General features: G+C 66.3%; 24 protein-coding genes. 15 read left to right on the top strand and 9 right to left on the bottom strand.

Annotated features, from left to right (window positions below; translation table 11 throughout):
• Positions 1–43 precede the first annotated feature (43 nt).
• The 3 genes from AC1DIN_RS16415 to AC1DIN_RS16405 all read left to right on the top strand — a co-directional run bounded on the left by AC1DIN_RS16415 (position 44) and on the right by AC1DIN_RS16405 (position 2,631).
• Positions 44–1,477 (top strand): amidohydrolase family protein, encoded by a 1,434-nt coding sequence (locus AC1DIN_RS16415; protein ID WP_476810552.1) that lies wholly within the window; start codon positions 44–46, stop codon positions 1,475–1,477.
• A 279-nt stretch (positions 1,478–1,756) separates the two neighbouring features.
• The gene (locus AC1DIN_RS16410) at positions 1,757–1,933 is read left to right on the top strand and encodes a hypothetical protein (RefSeq protein ID WP_441471193.1); all 177 of its coding nucleotides are present in this window, start codon (positions 1,757–1,759) and stop codon (positions 1,931–1,933) included.
• Between the two features lie 101 nt (positions 1,934–2,034).
• A complete protein-coding gene (locus AC1DIN_RS16405) occupies positions 2,035–2,631 on the top strand; it encodes an SCO family protein (RefSeq protein ID WP_441471194.1) in 597 nt (198 codons plus the stop codon).
• Here AC1DIN_RS16405 and AC1DIN_RS16400 read toward each other — a convergent pair.
• The 3 genes from AC1DIN_RS16400 to AC1DIN_RS16390 all read right to left on the bottom strand — a co-directional run bounded on the left by AC1DIN_RS16400 (position 2,538) and on the right by AC1DIN_RS16390 (position 6,514).
• Entirely contained in the window at positions 2,538–4,361 is a 1,824-nt protein-coding gene (locus AC1DIN_RS16400; protein ID WP_476810551.1) for a glycosyltransferase family 2 protein, read from the bottom strand. The two genes, AC1DIN_RS16405 and AC1DIN_RS16400, sit on opposite strands and share 94 nt — an antisense overlap.
• A 255-nt stretch (positions 4,362–4,616) precedes the next feature.
• Positions 4,617–5,834, bottom strand: coding sequence for a tryptophan synthase subunit beta (gene trpB, locus AC1DIN_RS16395; protein WP_476810550.1), 1,218 nt, complete (start codon positions 5,832–5,834; stop codon positions 4,617–4,619).
• The gene (locus AC1DIN_RS16390) at positions 5,831–6,514 is read right to left on the bottom strand and encodes a phosphoribosylanthranilate isomerase (protein ID WP_441471197.1); all 684 of its coding nucleotides are present in this window, start codon (positions 6,512–6,514) and stop codon (positions 5,831–5,833) included. Before AC1DIN_RS16390 ends, trpB begins: the two co-directional genes overlap by 4 nt.
• Before the next feature lie 114 nt (positions 6,515–6,628).
• Here AC1DIN_RS16390 and AC1DIN_RS16385 point away from each other — a divergent pair, with 114 nt between their 5' ends.
• Complete coding sequence (locus tag AC1DIN_RS16385) at positions 6,629–7,915, top strand: TAXI family TRAP transporter solute-binding subunit (protein ID WP_441471198.1); 1,287 nt, start codon at positions 6,629–6,631, stop codon at positions 7,913–7,915.
• 153 nt (positions 7,916–8,068) lie between these two features.
• A complete protein-coding gene (gene typA / locus AC1DIN_RS16380) occupies positions 8,069–9,892 on the top strand; it encodes a translational GTPase TypA (protein ID WP_441471199.1) in 1,824 nt (607 codons plus the stop codon).
• Positions 9,893–9,946: 54 nt separating this feature from the next.
• On the opposite strand, the gene AC1DIN_RS16375 is transcribed toward typA, so the two are convergent.
• A complete protein-coding gene (locus tag AC1DIN_RS16375) occupies positions 9,947–10,786 on the bottom strand; it encodes a universal stress protein (RefSeq protein WP_476810549.1) in 840 nt (279 codons plus the stop codon).
• Positions 10,787–10,986: 200 nt separating this feature from the next.
• Between AC1DIN_RS16375 and AC1DIN_RS16370 the strand changes: the two genes are divergently transcribed.
• The 6 genes from AC1DIN_RS16370 (at position 10,987) to AC1DIN_RS16345 (ending at position 18,755) form a co-directional block, all read left to right on the top strand.
• Positions 10,987–11,925: an aldo/keto reductase gene (locus tag AC1DIN_RS16370; RefSeq protein ID WP_441471201.1), complete on the top strand. Its 939-nt coding sequence runs from the start codon at positions 10,987–10,989 to the stop codon at positions 11,923–11,925.
• Between the two features lie 188 nt (positions 11,926–12,113).
• Positions 12,114–15,155 (top strand): DNA polymerase I, encoded by a 3,042-nt coding sequence (gene polA / locus AC1DIN_RS16365; protein ID WP_476810625.1) that lies wholly within the window; start codon positions 12,114–12,116, stop codon positions 15,153–15,155.
• Positions 15,156–15,229: 74 nt separating this feature from the next.
• The gene (locus tag AC1DIN_RS16360) at positions 15,230–16,363 is read left to right on the top strand and encodes an AI-2E family transporter (protein WP_476810548.1); all 1,134 of its coding nucleotides are present in this window, start codon (positions 15,230–15,232) and stop codon (positions 16,361–16,363) included.
• 68 nt (positions 16,364–16,431) lie between these two features.
• Complete coding sequence (locus tag AC1DIN_RS16355) at positions 16,432–16,848, top strand: ElaB/YgaM/YqjD family protein (protein WP_476810547.1); 417 nt, start codon at positions 16,432–16,434, stop codon at positions 16,846–16,848.
• 2 nt (positions 16,849–16,850) lie between these two features.
• On the top strand, positions 16,851–17,276 hold the full coding sequence (locus tag AC1DIN_RS16350; RefSeq protein WP_441471205.1) for a hypothetical protein: 426 nt from the start codon (positions 16,851–16,853) through the stop codon (positions 17,274–17,276).
• A 102-nt stretch (positions 17,277–17,378) separates the two neighbouring features.
• Positions 17,379–18,755, top strand: a complete 1,377-nt coding sequence (locus AC1DIN_RS16345; protein ID WP_476810546.1) for a sensor histidine kinase — start codon at positions 17,379–17,381, stop codon at positions 18,753–18,755.
• An 89-nt stretch (positions 18,756–18,844) separates the two neighbouring features.
• Here AC1DIN_RS16345 and AC1DIN_RS16340 read toward each other — a convergent pair whose 3' ends face one another.
• Positions 18,845–19,222 (bottom strand): response regulator, encoded by a 378-nt coding sequence (locus AC1DIN_RS16340; RefSeq protein ID WP_441471207.1) that lies wholly within the window; start codon positions 19,220–19,222, stop codon positions 18,845–18,847.
• A gap of 225 nt (positions 19,223–19,447) precedes the next feature.
• The gene (locus tag AC1DIN_RS16335; RefSeq protein WP_476810545.1) at positions 19,448–19,939 is read right to left on the bottom strand and encodes a DUF992 domain-containing protein; all 492 of its coding nucleotides are present in this window, start codon (positions 19,937–19,939) and stop codon (positions 19,448–19,450) included.
• A 116-nt stretch (positions 19,940–20,055) separates the two neighbouring features.
• Between AC1DIN_RS16335 and AC1DIN_RS16330 the strand changes: the two genes are divergently transcribed.
• Positions 20,056–20,289, top strand: coding sequence for a hypothetical protein (locus AC1DIN_RS16330; protein ID WP_476810544.1), 234 nt, complete (start codon positions 20,056–20,058; stop codon positions 20,287–20,289).
• A gap of 13 nt (positions 20,290–20,302) precedes the next feature.
• Here the strand turns inward: AC1DIN_RS16330 and AC1DIN_RS16325 are convergent, their stop codons facing one another.
• From AC1DIN_RS16325 to AC1DIN_RS16315, 3 genes are all read right to left on the bottom strand, one after another.
• Positions 20,303–20,935 carry an extensin-like domain-containing protein gene (locus AC1DIN_RS16325; RefSeq protein WP_476810624.1) on the bottom strand — a complete coding sequence of 211 codons (633 nt, stop codon included), beginning with the start codon at positions 20,933–20,935 and terminating at the stop codon, positions 20,303–20,305.
• Between the two features lie 200 nt (positions 20,936–21,135).
• Positions 21,136–21,300, bottom strand: a complete 165-nt coding sequence (locus tag AC1DIN_RS16320; protein ID WP_441471351.1) for a hypothetical protein — start codon at positions 21,298–21,300, stop codon at positions 21,136–21,138.
• Positions 21,301–21,434: 134 nt separating this feature from the next.
• Positions 21,435–22,229 carry a response regulator gene (locus tag AC1DIN_RS16315; RefSeq protein WP_476810543.1) on the bottom strand — a complete coding sequence of 265 codons (795 nt, stop codon included), beginning with the start codon at positions 22,227–22,229 and terminating at the stop codon, positions 21,435–21,437.
• Positions 22,230–22,462: 233 nt separating this feature from the next.
• Here AC1DIN_RS16315 and AC1DIN_RS16310 point away from each other — a divergent pair, with 233 nt between their 5' ends.
• From AC1DIN_RS16310 to AC1DIN_RS16300, 3 genes are read left to right on the top strand one after another with little or no spacing between them, the layout of a single operon-like run.
• Positions 22,463–22,666 carry a NepR family anti-sigma factor gene (locus AC1DIN_RS16310; protein WP_441471211.1) on the top strand — a complete coding sequence of 68 codons (204 nt, stop codon included), beginning with the start codon at positions 22,463–22,465 and terminating at the stop codon, positions 22,664–22,666.
• Positions 22,653–23,243, top strand: a complete 591-nt coding sequence (locus AC1DIN_RS16305) for a sigma-70 family RNA polymerase sigma factor (protein WP_476810542.1) — start codon at positions 22,653–22,655, stop codon at positions 23,241–23,243. Before AC1DIN_RS16310 ends, AC1DIN_RS16305 begins: the two co-directional genes overlap by 14 nt.
• Entirely contained in the window at positions 23,243–24,895 is a 1,653-nt protein-coding gene (locus AC1DIN_RS16300; protein WP_476810541.1) for a histidine kinase dimerization/phosphoacceptor domain -containing protein, read from the top strand. The genes AC1DIN_RS16305 and AC1DIN_RS16300 overlap by 1 nt, the downstream gene beginning before the upstream one ends.
• The last annotated feature ends 7 nt before the right edge of the window (positions 24,896–24,902 follow it).

The raw sequence follows: 24,902 nt of genomic DNA, 5'->3' as shown, positions 1-24,902 counted from the left end.
GCGCGGCGCTTTTTCCATGTCTACTGCTTAGGGAGGAAACGTCATGACGATCACGGTCATCAAGAACGCCGAAATCGTTGTCGCCTGGGACGCGGAAGCCTCCCGGCATGTCTATCTGCACGGAGCCGATGTCGCCTTCGAGGACGGCACGCTGCGCTATGTCGGTGCTCGCTATGAGGGGCAGGCCGACGAGACCGTCGACGGAAGTGGCCGCATGGTCATGCCCGGTCTGGTCAACATCCATTCGCATCCCTCGAGCGAGGCGCTGAACAAGGGCTTCCTCGACGAGCTTGGCTCGCCTGCGCTCTATAATTCCTCGCTCTACGAGTTCATGCCGATCCTGCGGCCGGACGCTGAGGCGGTGCCCGATTGCGTGCGTGTCGCCTACTCTGAACTGTTGCTCTCCGGCGTCACCACGCTCGCCGACATGTCGGTCGCTCATCCCGGCTGGCTGGACCTCGCCGCCGATAGCGGCCTGCGCGTCTGCCTATCGCCGATGTTCCGGTCGGCCCGCTGGTACACCAAGAACGGCCATGTCGTCGAATACGAGTGGGACGAGAAGGCCGGCGTCGCGGCCATGGAGCAGGCTTTCGCGGTCATCGAGCAGGCGCAGAAGCATCCGTCCGGCCGGCTCTTCGCGATGGTCTCTCCCTCGCAGATCGACACCTGCAGCGAGGGCCTGATCAAGGACAGCTATGCTGAAGCGAAGCGCCGTAACCTGCCCTGGCAGATCCATGCGGCTCAATCGACGGTCGAGTTCCACGAGATCACCCGCCGCCATGGCGTGACGCCGATCCAGTGGCTGGAGAAGCTCGGCGTGCTCGGCGACACCAGCATCGTGGGGCACGGCATCTTCCTCGACGATTACCCGCGCGTCGCCTGGCACAGCCGGCGCGACCTCGCGCTGCTGGCCGAGACCGGCACGATGGTCGCCCATTGCCCGACGGTCTTCATGCGCCGCGGCATCGCCCTCGACGATTTCGGGCGCTATCGCCGCGCCGGCGTCCGCATCGGCCTGGGCACCGACACCTATCCGCACAACATGCTCGAGGAGATGCGCCATGTCGGCTATGTCGCCCGCATGATGGCGGAGAACCCGCGCACCCTGACCACCACCGACATCTTCGAGGCCGCGACAACGGCCGGCGCCGCAGCGCTCGGCCGCGACGACATCGGGCGCCTGGAAGCGGGCTGCAAGGCCGACCTCGTCATGGTCGACCTCAAGCATCCGATGATGCAGCCGCGCCGCGACCCCGTGCGCAGCATGGTCTATGCCGCGGCCGAGCGCGCCGTCGACCGGGTCTATGTCGACGGCAAGCTCGTCGTGCGCGACGGCACCGTGCTGACGATGGACTATCCCGCTGCGGCGCTGCGGCTCCACGAGGCCCAGAAGCGAACCGAAGCGGCAGCGCCCGGCAATGACTGGGTCAAGCGCCCGGTGACGGACTATTCCCCGCTCACCTTCCCGGTGAAATAAGCGGAACCTCCGCCGTCATGCTCGGGCTTGACCCGAGCATCTCATGAAGGAGAAGTCTCAGAGCCATTTACTGCAAGAGATTCTCGGGTCTGCGCTTCGCTTCGCCCGAGAATGACGCTCGACAGTGTTCTGGCTTCGGGGCTCTTCGCTGACGCGAAGCCCCGGAATGACACCGCGGTTCCAAGAATTAATCGCGCTCCAAGGCGCATCGCCGCATCGTGAGTCCCTGCGTCACGCCGCCCGCTTTCGGACGAGGTCGCGTGACGATAGGATGTTGGAATGGTGCAGGTGGATCCGACAGCGCAAGCCGAGGCGGGCTCTTCGAGCCGCAACGGACTCCTGTTGCTCGGCGGCGGCTTCTTTGGCCTGCTGCTGGCCGGGTTGCTGCTGTGGTGGCGCGAGGGGGACCGGCTTTTCACCGACGGGCTCATCGCCGCCATCGTCGCTTGCTTCTAGGCATCGGCCCGAAAAGTGGGAACCGGTTTTCTGAACCAGCCGATGCATGACCATCCTCCAAAGCATAGCGGCTACCGCGCCGCTCCGTCGGGAAGCTCTCCGTGAATCGCCGCATCGTCCTGCCCCTCGTCGTGTTCCTTGCCGGTGCGCTTGCGCTGGCGGCTGCCGCGATCCTCACCTTCTCTCCCGGCCGCCAGGGCGGCGGCACCGGCACGGCCAGCGTCGGCGGCCCCTTCACCCTCACGACGCAGGACGGCAAGCCGCTCTCGGACGCCGATCTGCGCGGCTCACCCTTCCTGGTCTTCTTCGGCTTCACCCATTGCCCGGACGTCTGCCCGACCAAGCTCTTCGAGATTTCCGAGGCGCTGCGCGCCGCTGGTGACGGCGACAAGGCCAAGCAGCTCAAGGCGCTGTTCATCACCGTCGATCCCGAGCGCGACACGCCGGAGACGATGAAGAGCTATCTCGCCTCCTTCGATTCGCGCATCGTCGGCTTGAGCGGCGATCGGCCTGCGGTCGACGCCGTGATCAAAGCCTACCGCGCCTACGCCAAGAAGGTGCCGCTGAAGGACGGGGACTACACGATGGATCACACCGCTTTGGTCTATCTGATGGGCAAGGACGGCAGCTTCATCGGTGCCTTCAACATCGAGCAACCTCCGGCGCAGGCCGCGGCGGAATGGTTGCGGCACTCGTAGCAGGTTTCAACGGGTGCACGCCGGCGTGCCAGCCCGTGCTCTGTCTTGTTCCAGACGAAGCGCCGGTTGAAGTAGTCGTAGAGCGCCATCCAGGCCGCGACCGAGACCAGCGCATAATAGAGCGGTAGCAGCGGCACCAGCAGGAGCAGACCGGGCGAGCCGCGGCGGAGCGCGCCGACGGCCGGCGGCGCGAAGAGTGCGACGCTGCCCAATAGCCAGACGCAGAGCGCGATCGTCGAGGTGACGGTCGCGAGAGCACTCTCCGGCGCGAACAGCGATCCGTCCCAACAGGCTAGCAATGCGGCGACGGCGAAGACTGGATAGCCCAGCGCGGTGGCGACCGTGCCGAAGGCCAGCGACAGGAAGGCGAATGTCGCGCCGATACCCGCTTCGCGCAGGAGCCGGATCGGCTCGCGCGAATGCGTCACCAGCGTCTGGATGTAACCCTTGATCCAGCGCGAGCGCTGCTTGAGCCAGGCCGGGATGGAGAGAGGTGCTTCCTCGCGCGTGATCGACGGCAGATCGCCGATGCGATAGCCGGCGCGCACGAGGCGCAGGCCGAGATCGGCATCCTCGGTGACGTTCCAGGCATCCCAGCCACCGACGGCACGCAGCACCTCCGTCCGGAAATGGTTCGAGGTGCCCCCCAGCATGATCGGCAGCTGGAACTGCAGCAGGCCGGGATTGAGCACCTCGAAGAGCCCGGCATATTCGAGCGCGAAGAGTCCGGGGAGCGTGCCTTCCTCGGCATGGTCGATGACGAGCCGCGCCTGCAGGCAGGCGAGGTCCGGTGGCCCGCTGAGAAAGCGTGCCGCCGCCATGCGCAATTGCTGCTGGTCGGGAATATCCTCGGCATCGAAGATGGTGAAGAACGAGCCACGGGCCTCGAGCAGCGCGAGATTGAGCGCCCGCGGCTTGGTGCGCGGGGCGCCGGGCGGCACGACCGTCACAATGAACTGGGATGGCAGCGACATCTTGGCCAGCGCCGCCCGCATGCCGGCATCGTCCTCTTCGATCAGCAGGCGGATGTCGAGCTTGGCGGGCGGGTAGTCGAGGGCGCAGAGCGCATCGGTCAATTGCTGCAGGACCGCCTCTTCGCGGTACATGGGCACGGCGACGGTGTAGACCGGGAGGCGCGCATCGTCGATGCGCCAGCGATGGCTTGCCCAGAGATCGGGTGTCGCGCGTTCGATCGTGGTCGCGAGGCGCAGCAGAATGAGGCCGAGAAAGAGCGGCCCGAGCAGCAGGGCGAAGGCAAAGAAGGTTTCGAGCGGCGCGATGACACTGCCGATCGCTGCTGCGGCGAGGCCGATGCCGGCTGCGATCACCTGGCCGCGGCTGGCGCCGGTGCGGGCACTGTCGCGGGCGAGCCCGGCCTCGTCGAGGCCGGCGGCATGGCGCGCCAGCTCCTCGGCGTTGGAACGGCGCAAGGCCTCGGCGAAGCGGAGCGGTGTCGTCACCGCGATATTGTCGCGCCGCCGTGGGCCGGCCTCGAGCATCCGGCGCAGTGCCGGCCCTTCCGGGGCGAGTACGGTGCGGAGCGAGGCCCCTTCCAGCGTGGGCGCGATGCCCTGGCGCAGCATCGCGCGATATCTGCCGCCTGGCTGCAGTGACGGGGGCGCGTATTGGAACGGCAAGCCCATCTCGTCCGCCAACGCACGGTAGAAACCGACTTCGTCGATCAGGCCGAGCGCCATGGCCTGGCGCGCGGGATCGGTGCGGTTGCGCATGGCGTGCTCGGCTGCCTGCGCGAGCGCGGAAAGGTCTACACCGTGCCGTGCGAGAAAAGCGATCTCGACCGGCAAACCCGCAGCCGCGGGTCCGGGATCGCTCGAACGACTGTCGCTACCGCTGCCCCCCAATGGCCCCGGTCTCACCCTAAGCAATAACCTCGGCGCGGGCGCGCCAGAGCAACCCATGGTTGCCGATTATATGCCGGGAGTCGAGGGCTTCGGGGCGAGAATGTCGGGTGTTCCCGGCGGCGATCAGCGCGCCGCCAGGATCTCCGCAACCTGCGGGATATCCTTGTCGCCGCGGCCGGACAGGTTGACGACCATCAGATGGTCCTTCGGCTTCTGCGGGGCGAGCTCGGCGACGCGGGCGAGGGCGTGGGCCGATTCCAGCGCCGGAATGATGCCTTCCAGCCGCGAGATCAGCTGGAACGCCTCGAGCGCCTCCTCGTCGGTGGCCGAGAGGTACGTCACCCGGCCGACATCGTGCAGCCAGGAATGCTCCGGGCCGATGCCGGGATAGTCGAGCCCGGCCGAGATCGAGTGGGCGTCCTTGATCTGCCCGTCATCGTCCATCAGCAGGAAGGTGCGGTTGCCGTGCAGCACGCCGGGGCGCCCGCCACTCAGCGATGCCGCGTGCAAACCGCTCGGGATGCCGTGGCCGGCGGCCTCGACGCCGTAGATCTCGACGGATGGGTCGTCGAGGAAGGGGTGGAACAGCCCCATCGCATTCGAGCCGCCGCCGATGCAGGCGATCAGCGAATCCGGCAGGCGGCCTTCGGCTTCCTGCATCTGCTCGCGCGTCTCCTTGCCGATGATCGACTGGAAGTCGCGCACCATCGCCGGGTAGGGATGGGGGCCGGCGACCGTGCCGATGCAGTAGAAGGTCGTCGCGACATTGGTCACCCAGTCGCGCAGCGCCTCGTTCATAGCGTCCTTCAGCGTTTTGGTGCCGGATTCGACCGGCACGACGGTGGCGCCGAGCATCTGCATGCGGAACACGTTCGGCGCCTGCCGGGCGACGTCGACCGCGCCCATATAGACGATGCATTCCAGGCCGTAGCGGGCGCAAAGCGTCGCGGTCGCGACGCCGTGCTGCCCGGCGCCGGTCTCGGCGATGATGCGCTTCTTGCCCATGCGCCGCGCCAGCAGGATCTGGCCGAGCACGTTGTTCACCTTGTGCGAACCGGTGTGGTTCAGTTCCTCGCGCTTGAGGTAGACCTTCGCCCCGCCGAAGTGCTCGGTCAGGCGCTCTGCGAAATAGAGCGGCGACGGGCGGCCGACATAGTGCTTGAGCCCATGGGCCATCTCGGCGTGATAGGCCGGATCGGCCTTGGCTTCGTTATAGGCCTGCTCCAGCTCGAGGATGAGCGGCATCAGCGTCTCGGCGACGAAGCGGCCGCCGAAAATCCCGAAGCGGCCGTTCTCGTCCGGGCCGTTGCGGTAGCTGTTCGGGTGGGAGGGGGCGTTCATGCGCTCGAGCCTTCCTGTATTGCCGCAGCGGCCTTGCGGGCCGCCGCGATGAATTCCGCGATCCGGGCCGGGTCCTTGACCCCCGGCGCGCTTTCGACGCCTGATGATACGTCGACACCGGCCGGACGGGTCACCTGGATCGCCTCGGCGACATTCGCCGGATCGAGCCCGCCCGATAGCATGAAGCGCTGGGAACGGTCGATGCCGGCGAGCAGGCTCCAGTCGAAGGGTTTGCCGTGCCCGCCGGGGAAGGCGGCGTCCTTCGGCGGCTTGGCGTCGAGCAGGATGAGGTCGGCGGCATCGCGATAGGTCGCGACGGCCTTGAGGTCTTCGGCTGTGGCGATGCCGAGCGCCTTCATCACCGGCCGGCGAACGGCACGGCGCAGCGCCGCGGTCTGCTCGGGAGTCTCGCGGCCGTGGAACTGGAACCAGTCGGGCTTCAGCGCCTCGACGAGTTCCGCTGCCTGCTGCTCGCTCCAGTCGACGACGAGCGCCACGATCTCGGTCCTTCCGCGGGCGATCGCCGCCAATTCTTTGGCCCGCTCCAGCGTGACGTAGCGCGGGCTCTTCGGGTGGAAATTGAGCCCGATCATGTCGGCGCCGGCCGCGAGCGCAGCTTCCAGCGTCTCGGGCGTCGAGAGACCACAGATCTTGATCAGGAAGGGCGAACCATTGGACATGGCGCGGCGTTTAGCACGGTCCGTGCGCCGGTGCATGCCGTACTTGCGACATGATGGCGAAGGAAGTCATGCTGAACGGGGCGAAGAAGGGGGCAAGGATTGGTCCGGCTGGGCATGGGCAGGCGCGGTCTGGCGGTTCTGGCGGGTTTGCTCGCCATGTCCGGCCTCGCCGCGGCGGTGTTTTACTATGTCAGCCAGCCGCGTACGCTGCGCCTGGCTGTCGGCCCCCTCGGCTCCGAGGACGCGCGCATGGCGGCCGCCTTCGTCCAGGGGCTCAACCGCGACAAGGCCGCCATCCGCCTGCGCCTCATCCTGACGGAAGGTTCCGAGGACAGCGCGAAGAAAATCGATGCCGGACAGGCGGATCTCGCCATGCTGCGGGCCGACATCGCCATGCCCTCGACCGCCGACACGGTGCTGATCACCCGGCGGACCTTTCCTTTCTTCATTACGACCAAAGAGAGCGCCGTCGGCCGCATCGCCGATCTGCGCGGTCGCAAGGTCGGCGTGATCCGCAATCCAGCGGGGAATCTCGTCCTGCTCAAGCGCGTCCTGGCGCAGTACGAGGTACGGCCGGAGGACGTCGAGATCGTCGCCCTGTTGCCCGACGAGGTAATCCCGGCGGTGAAGGAGCAGCGCATCGAGGTGTTTTTTTCGATCAATGCCGTCGGTTCGCACACCAACAATGACGGTTTGCGCCGGCTGCGCGAGGCCTGGGGCGAGGACCCGGTCCTGATCCCCGTCCGCGAGGCCGACGCTCTGGCCGCTCACTATCGCGCGATCGAATCCGGCGAGATCGTTCGCGGCGCGCTGGGCGGCGACCCGCCCCGGCCGGCCGAGAGCCTGCAGACCATCTCGATCACCTCGCGGCTCGTCGCTTCGCAGAATCTCGACGACAATCTCGTCGGCGAACTGACCAAGGACATCCTCGGCTTGAGGCTGACATTGGCGACGGAGGTGCCGGCCGTGCAGGCGTTGGAGACCCCCTCCACCGACAAGGACGCGCCGTTGCCGGTTCACTCGGGCGCGGCCGCCTATATCGACGGAGAGCAGGAGAGCTTCTTCGATCGCTATGGCGACTGGTTCTATATCGGCGCGATGGTTCTCTCCGCGGTCGGCACGGGGGGAGCCGCGCTGCTGAGCCGCGAGAGCGCCAACCGCCGCCGCCGCGCCATGTCGGGCCTCGACGAGCTATTGGAGCTGCTTACCGTGATCCGCTCCTGCGAGGACGAGGCGGAACTCGCCCGGCTGGGGAGCGAGGCGGACCAGATCCTGACCCGCGTACTCGCCGACTATGCCAAGGGCGACCTCGACACTGCCGCTCTGGCCGCCTACCGGCTTGCCATCGATCAGGTCGGGCGGGCCGTGGCCGAACGGCAGCGGGCTTTGGCCGAAGACTGAACGCGCTCACCTTTCGGCAGCCTCAGCGGTTGCCGAAACGCCTTCCAACGTTTATGTGCAGCGCAACGAATTCCAGATTCACGTGAAACAGGCTGCGCCGGCAGGGCTTCGAACCTGACCGGCTCGTGGCCTTGAAAGCAAGGCCCTACCCGCATGTCCATGCGCAATATCGCCATCATCGCGCACGTCGACCACGGCAAGACCACGCTCGTCGACAAGCTGCTGCAGCAGTCCGGCACCTACCGCGACAACCAGCGCGTCATCGAGCGCGTGATGGACTCCAACGACCTCGAGAAGGAGCGCGGCATCACCATCCTGGCCAAGGCGACCTCGGTCGTCTGGAAGGATACGCGCATCAACATCGTCGACACCCCCGGCCACGCCGATTTCGGCGGCGAGGTCGAGCGCATCCTGAATATGGTCGACTCTGCCATCGTGCTGGTCGATGCGGCCGAAGGCCCGATGCCGCAGACCAAGTTCGTGGTCTCCAAGGCGCTGAAGCTCGGCCTTCGTCCGATCGTCGCGATCAACAAGGTCGACAAGCCCGACGCCCGCACCACCGAAGTCATCAACGAGGTCTTCGACCTCTTCGCCGCGCTCGACGCCACCGACGAGCAGCTCGATTTCCCGATCCTCTACGGTTCGGGCAAGCAGGGCTGGATGGCTCATTCGCCGGAAGGTCCGCAGGACCAGGGCCTGGCGCCGATGTACGACCTCATCCTGAAGCACGTGCCGGAGCCGACGGTCGAGGAAGGCCCGTTCCGCATGATCGGCACGCTGCTGGAGGCGAACCCCTATCTCGGCCGCATCATCACCGGCCGCGTGACCTCGGGCACGGCCAAGCCGAACCAGACTGTGAAGGTGCTCTCCGGTGACGGCTCGACCGTCGAGACCGGCCGCATCTCGAAGATTCTCGCCTTCCGCGGCCTTGAGCGCCAGCCGATCGAGGAGGCCGTCGCCGGCGACATCGTCTCGATCGCAGGCCTGGTGAAGGGCTCCGTCGCCGACACCTTCTGCGACCCTAGCGTCGAGACTCCGATCAAGGCGCAGCCGATCGATCCGCCGACGGTGTCGATGACCTTCATGGTCAACGATTCCCCGCTCGCCGGCACCGAGGGCGACAAGGTCACCACCCGCGTCATCCGCGACCGCCTGTTCAAGGAGGCCGAGGGCAATGTCGCGCTGAAGATCGAGGAAGCCTCCGACAAGGACAGCTACATCGTTTCCGGCCGCGGCGAATTGCAGCTCGCGATCCTGATCGAGACCATGCGCCGCGAGGGCTTCGAACTCGGCGTCTCCCGTCCCCGCGTCGTGCTGAAGCGCGGCGAGGACGGCCAGCTCCTGGAGCCGATCGAGGAAGTCGTGATCGACGTCGACGAGGAGCATTCCGGCGTCGTCGTGCAGAAGATGTCGGAGCGCAAGGCCGACATGCTGGAGATGCGTCCCTCCGGCGGCAATCGCCTGCGTCTCGTCTTCCACGCCCCGACCCGCGGCCTGATCGGCTATCAGGGCGAATTGCTGACCGACACGCGCGGCACCGCGATCATGAACCGGCTGTTCCATGACTACCTGCCCTACAAGGGCGAGATCGGCGGGCGCCGCAACGGCGTGCTGATCGCGATGGAGACCGGCGAGGCCGTGGCCTACGCGCTGTGGAACCTCGAGGACCGCGGCCCGATGATGATCGAGCCCGGCTGGAAGGTCTATCAGGGCATGATCGTCGGCGAGCACACCCGCGAGAACGATCTCGAGGTGAACGTCCTGAAGGGCAAGAAGCTCACCAACATCCGCACGACGTCGAAGGACGAGGCGGTTCGCCTGACTCCGCCGATCCGGATGACGCTGGAGCGTTCGCTGGCCTGGATCGACGACGACGAGCTCGTCGAGGTCACCCCGAAGTCGATCCGCCTGCGCAAGGCGATCCTCGACCCGAACGACCGCAAGCGCTCGCAGAAGCAGAAGGCCGAAGTGGCCTGAACAGGATCGCCGGCAGCCTGCGCTTGACCCAGTGCGGTTGCCGGCGACCTTTCCTCAGCGGCTCATCAACAGCGGCAGTGGCGTCGATTTCAGCAGCGACTGCGTGACGCCTCCGAGCAGCCATTCGCGCAGCCGCGAGTGCTTGTAGGCGCCGCAGACGATCAGATCGGCGCGGAAATCCGTTGCGGCCTGCCGGATCGTCTCGGCCACGTCATTGTTTCCGCTCACAGCGACGTTTCGAACGGTCACGGAAGCGCCGTGCCGTGCCAGATGCGGCGCCAGTTCCGCCCCGGCGACCAAGCGCGACAGATCCTTCTCGCCGGTGACGCAGAGAATCTCGACCTCGGCGCCTTTCAGGAACGGGCGGGTTTCCGCAACCGCGCGGGCCGCGCCCGCACTGCCGTCCCAGGCGATCAGGATGCGCCGGGCAGCGAAGCTCTCGGAACCCGGCGGCACGATGATCACCGGCCGGCCGCTGTCGAACAGCGCGGCTTCGATCAGGCCCCGGTCGCGCTCGGCGGCATCCTTCTCCAGATCGAGCACGCTGAGGTCGTGGACGCGGGCCTGGCTGACGAGCCGGTCGCTGAGCTCGGCATAGACGAGCTGCGGCGTCTCGATCGTGCTGGTCACCCCGGCAAGGCCGGCGCTGGTCCGCGCGAGTTCGGCAAAACGCTCCGCCAGAACGCCGATGCGGCGGTTCTCGGCGGTGACGAAAGCCACGCCGAAGTCTCCGACGAGGGAGGCCGGTATGGCATAACGCATCGCGGCAGCCTGGATTGTCAGATGCGCGCCAGCCTGCTGAGCGAGTGACAGGGCGTAGCCGAGCGCGTAGTCCTGCTCGCCTTGGCCTTCCTCGGTATAGGCGGTGAAGATACTCTTGATCGACGGGGCCATTGGGATCTCCGGCTGGTTCGCAGTCGCTGGGACATAGGCTCGCCCGATCATTGTGTCCGCGCCTTGCGCTGGGTCAAATGCACTGCCGCGGCCGATGATTCCGCCCTGCGCCCGGTGCAGTGCGAGGATGACGGAGGCTGCGCTTGTCGGCCTGTCCCGGCTCTGATCCTGTGTGCGGCTTCCGGAGGAGGATCACTGCCATGCAATTCCGCAATCTCGGCCGCTCGGGCCTGCGCGTCTCGCTCGTCGGGCTCGGCTGTAACAATTTCGGCGGCCGCATTGATCTCGATGCGACCCGGAAGGTCGTCGATGCCGCGATCGAGCACGGCATCACGCTCTTCGACACGGCCGACATCTATGGCGAGCGCGGCGGCTCCGAAACCGCGCTCGGCGAGGTGCTGGGCGCGCGACGCAAGCAGATCGTGCTGGCGAGCAAGTTCGGCATGGAGATGGATGCCGAGGGCGTGAAGAAGGGTGGTTCGCGCCGCTACATCATGAACGCGGTCGAGGATTCGCTGCGGCGCCTGAAGACCGACTGGCTCGACCTCTACCAGCTTCACCGGCCTGACCCGCTGACTCCGATCGAGGAGACGCTGCGCGCCCTCGACGATCTCGTCCGCCAGGGCAAGGTCCGCTATGTCGGCTGCTCGAACGTCGTCGCCTGGCAAGTCGCCGATGCGCAATGGACGGCGCGCGACCTCGGCATTCCCGGCTTCGCTTCGGCGCAGGACGAATACAGCCTGCTGAAGCGCGGCGCCGAGAAGGACCTGATCCCGGCCATCGCCCATTACGGCATGGGCCTGCTGCCCTATTTTCCGCTCGCCAACGGCGCGCTGACCGGCAAGTACAAGCGTGGCGCGGCGATGCCGGAAGGCGCGCGCCTGACCAAGCTGCCGCAGCGCGCCGATGAAATCTTCAGCGAGGATAACTGGCGCAGGATCGAGGGGCTGACGACCTTCGCCGAGGCGCGGGGTCATACCCTCGTCGAGCTCGCCTTCTCATGGCTGGCGGCGCAGCCGGTCGTCTCCAGCGTCATCGCCGGCGCGACCAAGCCGGAGCAGGTCGCGGCCAACGTCAAGGCAGCCGACTGGGCGCTGAGCGCCGAGGAATTGGCGGAGATCGACGCGATCGTGAAGTAACGTGCCGTCATTCTCGGGCCGCGCATCGCGCAGACCCGAGAATCTCGGGACAAGCGTGCACTGGTCAAAGAGATGCTCGGGTGAAGCCCGAGCATGACGGCTTGGGCGCCGCCATTCCTGACAGCTTCGTGCACACCGGGGCGCCATCGCCATGGACCGGCCGCGCCCGCCCGCTTATGGTCCGCGCCATGAGCGATGCAGCCACGACCGCCCCCGCCCTGAAGCCCGGCGACCACCTCTTCCTGGTCGATGGCTCGAACTTCATTTTCCGCGCCTATTTCCAGTCGATCAATCAGGACCGGAAATACAATGCCCGCTCGGACGGGCTGCCCTCCGGTGCGGTCCGGCTCTTTGCGACGAAGCTGTTCCAGTTCGTGCGCGAGGGCGTGCTCGGGGTCAGGCCGACCCATCTCGCCATCGTCTTCGACAAGTCGGAGAACTCGTTCCGCAAGGCGATCTACCCGGCCTACAAGGGCAACCGCTCGGAACCGCCGGCCGATCTCATTCCCCAGTTCCCGCTGATGCGCGAGGCGGTGCGCGCCTTCGGGCTGATCCCGGTCGAGCAGGACGTCTACGAGGCCGACGACCTGATCGCGACCTATGCCAAGCAGGCCCGTGAGGCCGGCGCAGAGGTCCTCATCGTCTCGGCCGACAAGGACCTGATGCAGCTCGTGCGGCCGGGCGTCGCGATGTACGACCCCGCTTCCGGCGATCAGAAGAAGGGTGCGGGCTTCCGCGCCGAGCGCCGCATCGGCGAGCCCGAGGTCGTCGAGTATTTCGGCGTCACGCCTGACAAGGTCACGGATGTGCAGGCGCTCGCGGGCGATGCCACCGACAATGTGCCGGGCGCGCCCGGCATCGGCATCAAGACCGCGGCACAGCTCATCGGCGAGTACGGCGATCTGGAGACGCTGCTGGCGCGCGCCGGCGAGATCAAGCAGCCGAAGCGCCGGGAGACGCTGACCAATCCCGAGGTGATCGAGAAGGTCCGCATCTCGCACAAGCTCGTCAGCCTCGTCGACGACGTCAAAGTCGAGACGCCGCTGGAGCATCTGACGCTAGAGCAGCCCGATCCGGCCAAGCTCGTCGCCTTCCTCAAGGCGATGGAGTTCACCACCATCACCAAGCGCGTCGCTGAGGCCTATGAGGCCGATATCGGGGCCATCGGCGCCGATCCGGCATTGGCCCCGGGCGGCTCGCGCGCGGCCGAGCTTAAGGCGCTCTATGCCGGCGCCGACGCCATCGAGGACGCGGTTTCGGCCACCACGCCCGTCGCGCCTTCTCCGACCGCCACCCTGCCGGAGGCGACCGGAGGCGAAGCCGGCTGGATGAAGCCGGCCGATCTTGCCGCATCCCGCAAGAACGAGGCGATCGCGGCCAAGATCGACCGCTCCAAATACGAATGCGTGCGCACGCTGGCCGATCTCGAACGCTGGATCGGCTGGGCCTATGAGGCCGGCCATGTCGCTCTCGACACCGAGACGAACTCGCTCGATGCGATGCAGGCCGATCTCGTCGGCATCTCGCTCGCCGTCGCGCCCGGCCGCGCCTGCTATATCCCGCTCCAGCACCGTGCCGGCGATGGCGGGCTCTTCGACGAAGGGCTGCTGCCCGAGCAGATTCCGCTGGCGCAGGCCGTCGCGGCGCTGAAGCCCCTGCTTGCCGATAAGAGTGTGCTCAAGATCGGCCAGAACCTCAAATACGACCTGCTGGTTCTGGAACGCCATGGCCTCACCGTGTCCCCGATCGAGGATACGATGCTGATCTCCTATGCGCTCGATGCCGGCACCAACAGCCACGGCATGGACAAGCTTTCGGAGCTGCATCTCGGCCACGAGACGATCCCCTATGCGCAGGTCGCTGGAAGCGGAAAGTCGCAGATCACCTTCGACAAGGTGCCGCTCGACAAGGCGACCGACTATGCCGCCGAGGATGCCGACGTTACGCTCCGCCTCTGGCTTGCGCTGAAGCCGCGGCTGGCTGCGGAGAGGAAGACCGCTGTCTACGAGGTGCTGGAGCGGCCGATGGTCGCCGTGCTTGCCGCCATGGAGTCGCGCGGCATCGCCATCGACCGGCAGATCCTCTCACGCCTCTCCGGCGACTTCGCGCAGGGGCTGGCGCGGCTGGAGGACGAGATCTACGAGGTCGCCGGCGAGAAGTTCACCATCGGCAGCCCGAAGCAGCTCGGCGACATCCTGTTCGGCAAGATGGGGCTTGCAGGCGCCAAGAAGACCGCGACCGGCCAATGGGCGACGGGCGCGGGCGTGCTGGAGGATCTCGCCGAGCAGGGCCATCCGCTGCCCTCCAAGATCCTGGAGTGGCGCCAGCTCGCCAAGTTGAAATCGACCTATACGGATTCGCTGCCGGGCTATGTGAACCCGCAGACCAACCGGGTCCACACCTCCTATGCGCTGGCGGCGACCACGACGGGCCGGCTCTCCTCGTCCGAACCCAATCTCCAGAACATCCCGATCCGCACCGAGGCCGGCCGCAAGATCAGGACGGCCTTTGTCCCGGAGAAGGGCTTCAAGCTGGTCTCGGCCGACTACAGCCAGATCGAACTGCGCCTGCTCGCCCATATCGCGGAGATACCCCAGCTCCGGCAGGCTTTCGCCGATGGCATCGACATCCACGCGATGACGGCTTCCGAGATGTTCGGCGTTCCCGTCGAGGGCATGCCCAGCGAGGTGCGCCGTCGCGCCAAGGCGATCAATTTCGGCATCATATATGGCATCTCGGCCTTTGGCCTCGCCAACCAGCTCGGCATCGGCCGCGAGGAGGCGAGCGCCTATATCCGCAAATATTTCGAGCGCTTCCCCGGCATCCGCGACTACATGGACCAGACCAAGACCCATGTCCGTGCCCATGGCCAGGTCACGACGATCTTCGGCCGCGTCTGCCATTTCCCGGCGGTTTCCTCGAAGAACCCGTCGGAGCGCGCCTTCGTCGAGCGCCAGGCGATCAACGCTCCGATCCAGGGCTCGGCCTCCGACATCATCCGCCGGGCGATGACCCGGATGGATGCCGCTCTGACCGCGAACCGGCTCAATGCCCGCATGCTGCTGCAGGTGCATGACGAGCTCGTCTTCGAGGTGCCGGAGGAGGAGGTCGCCAAGACCCTGCCGATCATCGAGAAGGTGATGGTCGATGCCCCGCATCCGGCCGTGCAGCTCAGGGTGCCGCTCGCAGTGGAGGCCCGCGCCGCCGGCAACTGGGACGAGGCCCATTGAGCCTGCCGGAACCCTGCCGATCCTTCCCGCGTTGACGCTCCGTCGCGCCAGCGGGCGCGGTTGGAAGCAAGAACATGCTCAGCTCATCGACCTGGCGGCCGTTTCCGCGTTACATGGCGGAGCCGGAACCGGTGGAGGAGATACAGGAGGTCACGCCCTACGAGCATGATCTCATCCTCCGCTATGCGATCGTCGGCATTTTCGTCATCCTGGCCACGGCATCGTTGGCGCTGACCAAGGTCATCGCCATGCCGGTCATGGCGGGCGTCATCTTCGGGCTCGTGCTCGGCCCGCTCGTCGACTGGCTCGTCCGCTACGGCGTGCCGCAGCATGCGGCTTCGGCGCTCGTCGTCCTGCTTTTCATCGGTCTGTTGCTCGGAGCGGTCGCGATCCTGGCGGTTCCGGTCGCCGGCTGGAGCGATCAGGCGCCGGCGATGATGACGGCGCTCCAGACCAAGCTCGCTGGCGTCTTCGCCTTCATGGACGATTTCAAGCGTGGCATCGCTTCGATGACCGGCAAGGGCGCGGAGCTCAGCGTATCCCAGGGAAACCCGCTCTTCGATATCGCCTTGACGTCCTCGACGGCGGCGGGCGGCATGCTGATCTTCGTCGCCACCGTCTATTTCTGGCTGGCGACACGGCGCCATCTCAAGGCCCGCATACTCCGGCTCTGCCTCGGCCGCGGCGCGCGCCGATCCGCCGGCTCCTTCTTCGAGGAGATCGAGGCGCGGGTGGCGCGCTACTTCGCCCTGGTGACGGTGATCAATCTCGGCATGGGGCTGCTGACCATGACCATTGCCTGGCTCGCAGGGTTGCCCTTTCCGGTTTTCTGGGGTGCGCTCGGTTTCCTGCTCAACTATCTCGCCTTCATCGGGCCGGTCATCGTCGCCGTGCTGCTGCTGGCGGGCGCGCTGCTGGATGCGCCGTCGATCCTCGCCGCGCTCTGGCCGGCTGCGGCCTATTACGTGCTGCATCTCGTCGAGGGCAATGCGATCACTCCGGTCTTCGTCGGCAACCGGCTGACGATCTCGCCTTTCCTCGTCTTCATCGGCTTCATCTTCTGGCTCTGGCTCTGGGGACCGATCGGCGCCGTGCTCTCGACGCCGATCGTCATCGTCGCCATGGTGGCGCAGGAGGAATTCGCGCGCTATCGGCGCGAGAAGGCGGAGGCTGAAGCCGCGGAAACGCGCGAAGGCAAGCCCGCCTGAGCCGCGCCGCGGAACAGAATCCGCAGCCGGGACGTTGCGACAGCTGCGGGGCATCTGCGCAGAGCCACTTGCAGCGCTGCCGCCGCCCCGGCACCATTCCGCTCACACCACAGGAACCGATCGACATGGCAACCACGACATCCGCGAAACGTCAGGCAGCCGCCGCAGCCAGACGGGCGAAAGCCGAGGTCGAAGCCGGCGCCGAGGACGTTTCGGCCGAGGTGCACCAGGCCGGCGCGCGCGCCAAGCGCCAGGCGAGCGCCCTGGAAGACACTCTGACCCGTAGCGCGGAGGAGATCGCGGCGACTGTGACGGATCGCTTGCGCGCTGTCGGCGTCGATACCGACAAGATGGTCGATGTCGCCAAGGAACAGGCCACGGAGTTGCAAAGGCTGATCGAGGATGAAATCCGCGAGCGGCCGCTGCGCGCCCTCGGGCTGGCGGCCGCGGTGGGGCTGTTCGTCGGCTATCTGTCGGCGCGCTGACCATGCTGGGGGGGCTCGGATCCTTCATCGCTTCGGAGATTTCCGGAGCGGTGAAGCGCAACGTCACCGTCTACGGCCTGTTCGGTCTCGCCGCCTTGCTGTCGCTCTGCGCGGCCGGCTACGCGCTGAATGCCCTGCACACGCTGCTGGCGCTTCGCTACGGCGCGATAGCTGCGAGCCTGTGGATCGCGGGAGGCCTGTTCGCGGCGGCTCTGCTGGCCGTCTGCATCGGACTTTTCGTCAAGAGCAGGCGCCGGCCGCCACGCCCGACCGCAGCGGCGGCGCTCGCCGCAGCGCCATTGGCCGCGAAGCTGATCGGCCCGCGACTGAACTGGCGCATTGTGGTCGCTGGAGGTGTCGTCGTGCTCGGCGCCATTCTCGGCCGCCAGATCGTTGCCGGCGGCGACAAGGACAAGGGCGAGGCGTGATCCTCGCGGCTCTGCTCGGCGGCTATCATGGTGGACGGCCTGTGTCATTTTACATAGGGATGTCAGCATGCGTCCTTTAACAAGGCTGGCATGCCTGCCCAAGTGAGACCCCGCAGTCGACTTTCGCTTCCGGCCTTTCCGGCCTTCGGCACGCGGCTTCGCTCGGCGACGACCACGATCATTGCGATCGGGGTGGTTGCCGTGGCGATCGTCGTGGCTGCGTGGATCAACCAGCAGGCGCGCCAGGCGGCCGATTCGGCTGCGCATGCCATCGAGATCCGCGAGCGGGCGGAACGCTTCCTCGGCCGGCTCCGCGATGCCGAGACCGGGCAGCGGGGCTATCTCCTCACAGGGCGGGCGAGCTATCTCGAACCGTTCACGGAGGGCCGGGCGGCGGCCGGGCCCGAGCTCGATATCCTCGCCGCTCTTGTCGATGCGGATCCCATCCAGAAGGCGCAGGTGGCCAAGCTGCGCGACGACATGCGCCTCAAATTCGAGGAGCTCGACCGTACGATCGCGCTCGAGGGGACGGGGCGCCGCGATCAGGCTCTGGCCCTCGTGCGTGACTCCAGCGGTATCGATGCGATGGATCGCCTGCGCGACACCGTGCGGGAGATCCAGCAGACGGAGAACGCCCGCCTGCTGACTCTCTATCGCCGCGAGGAGCGTCGCCGGCTCTGGGCCAGCACGGGTATCGTCATCGCGCTGGCGGGGCTGGCCTTCGCGGCCTGGCAGCAATTGCGCCGGCGCCAGCGCCGCAGCGTGGCGCTGGCGGTCAGCAATGCCGAACTCGAAAGGATCGTCAGCGAACGGACCAGGCAGCTCGAGAACGAACACCTGCGGATCGAGGCGCTGCTGCGCGACGTCAATCATCGTGTCGGCAACAACCTCGCCATGGTCTCGGCGTTGCTCAACGTCCAGAGCCGCCAGACGCGGGAGCCGGCCGTGAAGGCCGCACTGGCCCAGGCACAGTCGCGCATCCAGGCGATTGCTGCCGGCCAAAGGCGGCTGCGCCTCGACATCGAGACGGACGAGATCGACGCGCGCCCCTATATGGAGGATCTGCTCGCCGAGATCGGCAAGGCGGCGGAAGGTCGCCCGATCACAATTGATCTCGATATGGATTCGATCCGCCTGCCGGGGCGGGACGCCGTCTCCTTTGTCGTCATCGTCAACGAGCTCGTCACCAATGCGATAAAGCATGCTTTCCCGGACGGCATGCCCGGGCGTGTCACCATCCGGTTCGCGCGCGCGGACGCCGAGGACGCGCCGGCCCTCACCATGGCGATTGAGGATGATGGCGTCGGCTTGCCCGCCGCAGTCGAGAACAAGGGCTTGGGACAGACGGTGATCGCGAGCCTGCTGCGCAGCATGCGGGCCACCATGACGACCGAGCCGTTGCGCCCGGGGACCGAACGTCCCGGGACGCGTGTGATGCTGACGTTTCCGAAGCGGGAGAATTCACCGGCCTCTGCCTGAGGTCTGGAGCTCGAGCTGCGGCTAGCTTCTCCGATAGAGCCTGGTCAGCGCCTGCTCGAGAGCATCTTCGAGCGAGGCAGATGCCGGTTCTAGCCCTGCACGGCGCCGTCCCGAGCGCCGATCGCATTCATGACGAAAGAGGCCACTTCTCGGATCGAGAACGGCTTGCGCAGGAAACGGGCGCTGCGCAGGGGCGCGGGAACATCGCTCGGAGCCGATCCCGAGACGAAAGCGAAGGGCGTTCCGGTCTTCTGAAGTGCGCTCGCGACGTCGAAGGTCTTCCCACCGACGACGTCGATGTCGAGCAGCGCGCAGGACAGCTTGCGTGCCGCGGCGCGGCGCGCCTCCGCAACGGATTCGACCACGATCAGCTCAGCCGCGTCGCCGAGCTGCTCCGCCACGGCACTTTCGATGTCCATGGCGATGAACGGGTCATCTTCGACGATCAGAACGCGAATATCAGCCATCGACCGGCTTCTCACTCACTGCAATCCTACGATGTATCGACAACGTCATGGGATTGGCGATGTTCCTGCTTCTAGCCGCATATCCGGGAAGAAGCGTCGACTTTGAGTCGATTTTGCCGGGTCAAGGTTAGTAAAAGGTAATTCTTCGTCGAAAATGATGGCAGCCGCCTGACGGTTCGATCAGGTTGGTGAACGCATTCCTAGCTGATCGATGGAGCGCGCCTGTCAGCGGCGCTTGCTGGGAGGGACGAGCGTCAGTTCCAGGGCGGTCACGCCAGTCGCGACGTTGATGCCGCGATGGCCCTGGAAGGGGAGCGGCTGCAGCGTCACTTCGTTTTTCTCCCCGCCGGTCAGCATATGCCCGCCTGTTCCGGCGCCTGTCCCCGACGCGTTGTACTGGCCCGTGAGCGCTCCGAGCGACGCGCGTGCATAGGGGCCGAACACACGCCACGCCATCGCCGCGCTGCGGATCGACCCGAGGTCGAGGCTGAAGCCGCGCACGACACCGGTATATTGCTGCAGCGGCCCGCGGCGGGGGCGGAAACGGCACTCCATCGGCTTCTGCGTGGTCACGACTGCGGCGGGTGGGCTGCTGAGCGTGCAGGATAGCCGCCCGGTCGGTGGCCCACTCGGCTGGGCCAATGCGGGGCTGGTCAGGCTTGCCAGGCCGGCGAAGGCGGTGAGGGCGAGGCTGGATCGGGAATGCCCAGTATTCATCGCATATGCTCCTGGCGGTGGACCGGTCGAAACGCCCCAAGAAACCCACAGTTCCGCCGTAAGGGAACCAAAGCAAGCTTGTTGCGTTGACTCGTTATCTTGGCATGGGAATGTCGATGTCCGTGAGTCGCCTGCGGGGAGAAATCCCAACAATCCACGACCCGGCCCCGGAAGCGGTCCTTCCGCCGTTCTGGGAGTTGGAGGATTTGCTGGCTACGGGGCTCGATTGCGACGAGGCGCTTGCGGTAATGGCCGCGCGGCGCGCGGCTCCTAGGCTCGTCGATGGCGGCGGATTTGATGAATCGCCCGAACGCCAATCGTTCCTGCTGCGGTTCGACGCCGCCGACTAGATTTCCATTTCCTTCATTGGCAGAAGCGCGATGTGTGCGAGCGCCGCGCCTGGATGTCGACGTGAAGGTGGTTGGCGTGGGCGGCGTCAGAACCGGGCCCCAGCACCGTCATGAAGGCTCCGCAAGCCGATTGGCGCACCGCATCGAGGAAGCGGTTCTGGACAAGGCCCGAGGGCTTCTCCACCAGGATCGTCTCCGACTTGCCGCCTTCCGCGAGTTTGAAGGCGAAGATGTCCAGGGCCTGCCCGGTGGCGTGCTCGCTGATCGGGCCGGCTGAAGCTCGATTGCGCCGCCGGCATTCCTGCCCTCCGCCGACCCGCATCCCGGTCAGACTGTTGGCGAAATACCCCCGCGCCAGAGGCTGAACGCTCGTATCGAGCCAATCGGCGATGGCCGATGCCATCGCACAGCTGACCAGCGGCGCCGGTTCGAAGCTGACCGTCTGTCCCGATGCGCTGCCGCGGAGTGCGAGGCTGTGGAGCCGAACCGGATCGTCCACGCGGCAGGCAGGGTCGGCTTTGGAAACCTCCGAAACGGCAGGCTCCACCCGATTTCCGGGAATGGAGGCCATTCTGGACAGGCAAGCCTGAGCTTGCCCGCTTGTCGTCGGAGGCAGGGATTGCGAGGGCGAGGGCTGCGAGGGCAAGGGCTGCGGGGATTTGGCTTCTTCCGGAGAAGCTGGCGCGGGCGGAGGAAGCTCCGCGGGCCGGGGCGGCGGCAATCTCTGCGCGGGCAGCGGCTGGGTGCCAGGCGCAGCGGTCTCCGCCCGAACTGACGCGGGGACGAGGCAGACGGCTGCCAGGAAAGCGATTCGTGCGGCGACGGAGCCCAGGTGACGCGCCGTATTCAGCTGTCGAGAGCGGCGGCGCCGGCAACAGCCAGGCTCGTCGATGCGGCCAGTACCAGAGACAGAATCTCTCCGCTCCAGGCTCCCGGAGCCACGGCTCCGGAAAACAGCGCTGCAGCGATCGACGTCGCTGCGATTGCTGCCGACGAGCAGATCACCGCCATCGTCCACGCCCTCCCGCACCGGAAACAAAACCGACATTGGCTTGCGAACGCGCGGCGGCGCCGCCTGTTCCAAGGATCGCAACAAAAAAAGCCCGCGAAACCGCGGGCTTTGGAGCAGCGCAAGAAAGCCGGATTCAGGCAGCCTTGCGACCTGCTCGCCGATCGAAGAACAGCGCCTGGCTGATCGCGGCCTTCACCGCCTCCGGCTGGAACGGCTTGGTGATCAGGAAGGCGGGCTCCGGGCGATCACCGGTGAGCAGCCGTTCTGGGTAGGCCGTGATGAAGATCACGGGCACGTCGATCGACATCAGGATCTCGTTGACGGCATCAAGGCCGGAGCTGCCATCGGCCAGCTGGATATCGGCCAGCACCAGACCCGGGCGCTTCTTGGCGACGAGGGCGATCGCCTCGCGCTGCGTGCGTGCTACGCCGGTGACGCTGTGGCCTAGTTCCTCGACCATCGTCTCGATGTCGAGCGCGATGATCGGCTCGTCCTCGATGATCAGCACGTCGGTCGCGACCTGCTCGGCGATCTCCTGGCCGGCGGTCTGGACCAGCGCGGCCGCCTCGGCCGTGCCGACGCGCATGATCGTCGCGACCTCCTCGATCGAGAAGCCTTCGACGGTTCGCAGCAGGAAGGCCTGCCGCGGCCGTGGCGTCAGCGCTTCGAGATTGCGTTCGGCCGGAGCCCGGGAGAGTTCGACGACGGGCTCGCCGGTATCGATGCTGGCCGATGACCACAGCTTCAGGAAGGATTGATAGAGGCCGACGCGCGGGTCGATCCCCTGGGGAAAGTCGGAAGGATCCGCAACGAGCGCTTCCAGCATCGCCACGACATAGGCGTCGCCGCTGGCCTGGGTGCCGCTGAGAGCGCGCGCGAACCGGCGCAGGTAAGGAAGATGAGGCGCAATTTCTTTTGCGATAGACATGAACGCGTCCCTTTTATCGTGCCGAAATAATGGCTTAGGATCGGCCTCTGACAAGCGATTTATTTTTTGCCGAACGCGGAACATTCTGGAAACGAGCCTGTTATTAGGGCGCATTGGTGTCGCCACCGCCATTGGGCTCTGGTTTCGCCGGCCGAGAAACGAAGTACGGGACTTGCTGGAAAAGCAGGCCCGGTTGTGGCGCGAGGGCCGAAATGAGCAATCTGGATACAGCGATGTCCGAACCCGACGAAGGTGACAATGACGACTTCGAGCTGGTTCTGGATCCCAAGGTGCAGGAATCCATCGGTCGGTCGCTGAAGGCCCACTACGACGACATCGTGAACGCACCTGTCCCGGACAAATTCCTCGTGCTGCTTGCGCAGCTGGAAGCTACCGAACAGCGCGCAGCCGGAGCGTCGTCCGATGAGTGCAAGTGATTCCACTCAGGCTTCCTGCGCCGCGAACGAGTTCAAGGAAGGCCTGATCCGCGAAATCCCGAATTTGCGCGCCTTCGCGGCTTCGTTGTCGGGCTCGATGCAGCTGGCGGACGATCTCGTCCAGGACACGCTTCTCAAGGCGTGGGGCAATTCCGACAAGTTCGAGCCGGGCACGAGCCTCCGCGCCTGGTTGTTCACGATCCTGCGCAACACATACTACTCGCTCTACCGCAAGCGCGGGCGCGAGGTGCAGGACAGCGAAGGCATCTATGCCGAGCGCATGGCGACCTATGGCAATCAGGAGAGCCACCTCGACCTCGCCGATTTCCGCAAGGCGCTGGCCAAGCTTCCGGAGGAGCAGCGCGAAGTCCTGATCATGGTTGGGGCGACAGGTCTGTCCTATGAGGAGGCGGCCGGCATCTGCGGTGTGGCGATCGGCACGATCAAGAGCCGGGTCAACCGCGCGCGGACGAAGCTCGCCGAGCTGCTCTCCATCGGTAGCGTCGACGATCTCGGGCCGGACCGTACCAGCGCGGCCGCGATGCAAAGGGTCGGTTCCGAACCCGTCGGCTCCTGATGCGTTTGGCGCGATTCAGCACGGTTAGAGGGCGTCTCCTGGCCCTGCTGATCGCTATTGCGGTGCCGGTGGGATGCGCCACGGCCTTCGCTGCCTATGCCACTTATCAGGCTGCAACCGCGACGATCGAGGCAGCGCAGGTGCGCGCGGTGGAAGATTTCGCCGTGCGCACCCGTGTTTGGTTCCGCGGGGCGTCGCGCGCGCTGCTCGCCTTCGGAACGGTGGCAAACGATCCGCGGGTCGCTCCCGAGGCTTGCGAAGAGGCGGGTCTGGAGGCGATGCGGCGGGCGAGCGGTTTCCGCGCCTTCTTCCTGCGCAGCGCAGACGGGCGCATCTGCGCGGGATCTCTCGATGCCCATCTTTCGAAGGAGACGCTGGACAATGTCGCCCGGCAGCTCGCGGGGCTTCCTTCCGTGGCGAATTGGAACGGGGCCGATCTCGGGAGGATCCGCTATGACCAGGTCACGCTCGAGGGCCAGCGCTACCTCGCTATCTTGATGGCCGATGCCCAGGCCGCGAGCGGGCAGTTGCAGCAGGCCCTCCTTCTGACCACCCCGGAACTGCTCGAAAACGCCTTCGACCTTGGCGATGGCCGCTCGGACATGGATATCGCGCTGATCGGCCGGGGCAGCAGCGTTGTCGCCAGCCGGGGCGACGATCCCGTACTGTCGTGGCTGCCGCAGCAGGATCGCGTTCCGGCCGGTCGCGAGCGCTGGACGGCGCCCAGCCGCGGCGGGCAGGATCGTCTCTACGCCGCCCGGATGGTCGCTGAGCCGGACTTCTACGTCATCGCCAGTTTCGACGATGGGCCAGCGCAAGCCGCGCGCATGCAGTTCTTCGTTCTCCTCCTGGCGCCGTTGATCACGCTTGCCCTGCTTTGCATCGTCTACCTGCGTGCGATCGACAAGCATTGCGCCCGCTGGCTGCGCGGCATCGAAGCGGCGGCCCGTGCGCGGGCCTCGTCCGGGCGGACGAGGGCTGCGATTGCGGATGACATGCCGAGCGATATCCGCAGCGTGGCCGAAGCCTTCAATGCCATGGTCGATGAGCAGGAGGTGCGCCAGCGCCGCCTGCAGACCGCGCTGGACGACAACCGCTTCCTCGTGCGTGAGCTGCATCATCGGGTGAAGAACAGCCTGCAGGTCGTCCAGAGTTATATCGGTCTGAGCAAGCGCGATTACCGCAACGAGGCCCGGTTGGCTCTCGCCGACGCCGAATGTCGCGTCCATGTCCTTTCGGCCGCTTATCGCTTCACGCTGGCTGACGGAGAGATGCAGCCGGTCCGCGTCGACCTCTTCCTAGACGACGTCGTCACCATGATCTCGAATTTGATCCGCAGCCGCGACCAATGGGTCGCGAGTCGGATCGATACGGCGGCGACGCTCTCTGTGGATCGCATCATTCCGCTTGGATTTCTGGTCGCAGATGTCGCCTCGCGCGCGCTGCGCGCCACGCCGGGCGTGCGGATCACGGTCAGTGTCGTCGATATCGACGACACCACGATCGAGGTCGGGCTCGACGCGGATCGCGAGATCAGCCACGGCGCGCCGCCCCGCATCTTTGCCGGCCTGCTCGCCCAGATCGAGGCCGTACAAACGGCCGAACCGCAGGGTCGCTCGCTCGGCCGCTGGCGTGTCAGGCACGCATCCTGAACGCGAG

The sequence above is a fragment of the Allobosea sp. 05T438 genome, from assembly GCF_056396025.1.
Note: the sequence above shows the minus strand (reverse complement) of the source record. Positions and strands in the feature narration are given on the sequence as shown.

What these genes read in the sequence shown, in the direction of transcription:
- AC1DIN_RS16335 (WP_476810545.1), bottom strand. Translation starts at nt 19,939, where the DNA reads ATGAATACTGGGCATTCCCGATCCAGCCTCGCCCTCACCGCCTTCGCC.
- AC1DIN_RS16385 (WP_441471198.1), top strand. Translation starts at nt 6,629, where the DNA reads ATGGGCAGGCGCGGTCTGGCGGTTCTGGCGGGTTTGCTCGCCATGTCC.
- typA (WP_441471199.1), top strand. Translation starts at nt 8,069, where the DNA reads ATGTCCATGCGCAATATCGCCATCATCGCGCACGTCGACCACGGCAAG.
- AC1DIN_RS16305 (WP_476810542.1), top strand. Translation starts at nt 22,653, where the DNA reads ATGAGTGCAAGTGATTCCACTCAGGCTTCCTGCGCCGCGAACGAGTTC.
- AC1DIN_RS16410 (WP_441471193.1), top strand. Translation starts at nt 1,757, where the DNA reads ATGGTGCAGGTGGATCCGACAGCGCAAGCCGAGGCGGGCTCTTCGAGC.
- polA (WP_476810625.1), top strand. Translation starts at nt 12,114, where the DNA reads ATGAGCGATGCAGCCACGACCGCCCCCGCCCTGAAGCCCGGCGACCAC.
- trpB (WP_476810550.1), bottom strand. Translation starts at nt 5,834, where the DNA reads ATGAACGCCCCCTCCCACCCGAACAGCTACCGCAACGGCCCGGACGAG.
- AC1DIN_RS16350 (WP_441471205.1), top strand. Translation starts at nt 16,851, where the DNA reads ATGCTGGGGGGGCTCGGATCCTTCATCGCTTCGGAGATTTCCGGAGCG.
- AC1DIN_RS16310 (WP_441471211.1), top strand. Translation starts at nt 22,463, where the DNA reads ATGTCCGAACCCGACGAAGGTGACAATGACGACTTCGAGCTGGTTCTG.
- AC1DIN_RS16370 (WP_441471201.1), top strand. Translation starts at nt 10,987, where the DNA reads ATGCAATTCCGCAATCTCGGCCGCTCGGGCCTGCGCGTCTCGCTCGTC.
- AC1DIN_RS16360 (WP_476810548.1), top strand. Translation starts at nt 15,230, where the DNA reads ATGCTCAGCTCATCGACCTGGCGGCCGTTTCCGCGTTACATGGCGGAG.
- AC1DIN_RS16300 (WP_476810541.1), top strand. Translation starts at nt 23,243, where the DNA reads ATGCGTTTGGCGCGATTCAGCACGGTTAGAGGGCGTCTCCTGGCCCTG.
- AC1DIN_RS16400 (WP_476810551.1), bottom strand. Translation starts at nt 4,361, where the DNA reads ATGCGCAACCGCACCGATCCCGCGCGCCAGGCCATGGCGCTCGGCCTG.
- AC1DIN_RS16315 (WP_476810543.1), bottom strand. Translation starts at nt 22,229, where the DNA reads ATGTCTATCGCAAAAGAAATTGCGCCTCATCTTCCTTACCTGCGCCGG.
- AC1DIN_RS16320 (WP_441471351.1), bottom strand. Translation starts at nt 21,300, where the DNA reads ATGGCGGTGATCTGCTCGTCGGCAGCAATCGCAGCGACGTCGATCGCT.
- AC1DIN_RS16390 (WP_441471197.1), bottom strand. Translation starts at nt 6,514, where the DNA reads ATGTCCAATGGTTCGCCCTTCCTGATCAAGATCTGTGGTCTCTCGACG.
- AC1DIN_RS16415 (WP_476810552.1), top strand. Translation starts at nt 44, where the DNA reads ATGACGATCACGGTCATCAAGAACGCCGAAATCGTTGTCGCCTGGGAC.
- AC1DIN_RS16375 (WP_476810549.1), bottom strand. Translation starts at nt 10,786, where the DNA reads ATGGCCCCGTCGATCAAGAGTATCTTCACCGCCTATACCGAGGAAGGC.
- AC1DIN_RS16330 (WP_476810544.1), top strand. Translation starts at nt 20,056, where the DNA reads ATGTCCGTGAGTCGCCTGCGGGGAGAAATCCCAACAATCCACGACCCG.
- AC1DIN_RS16340 (WP_441471207.1), bottom strand. Translation starts at nt 19,222, where the DNA reads ATGGCTGATATTCGCGTTCTGATCGTCGAAGATGACCCGTTCATCGCC.